The 242-nt window shown below is 58.7% G+C and carries 1 pseudogene; it reads right to left on the bottom strand.

Features of this window, described 5'->3' with window-relative positions:
- Nucleotides 1-2 precede the first annotated feature (2 nt).
- A pseudogene (locus SB751_RS34495) lies at nucleotides 3-242 on the bottom strand (GTP cyclohydrolase II); the annotation flags it as partial.

The following is a 242-nucleotide window of genomic DNA, read 5'->3' on the forward strand; positions in this document are numbered from 1 at the left end:
CCTTACTCGTTTTCTTCGAAGTAATGCCCGAATTTCACCTGCTTCGTGCGGATATAGCGCTCGTTTTCCTCGCGCATCGGAATCGCCAGCGCGACGCGTTCGATCGTCGGAATACCGTGCTTCGAGAGCGTGTCGAACTTGTTCGGATTGTTGCTCATCAGGCGCACCGACTTGACCTTCAGCAGGCGCAGGATCGCCGCCGCCGAATCGTATTCGCGCGCGTCGTCGGGCAGGCCGAGATC

The sequence above is a fragment of the Cupriavidus sp. SIMBA_020 genome, assembly GCF_046535395.1.
Lineage (GTDB): Bacteria > Pseudomonadota > Gammaproteobacteria > Burkholderiales > Burkholderiaceae > Cupriavidus > Cupriavidus campinensis.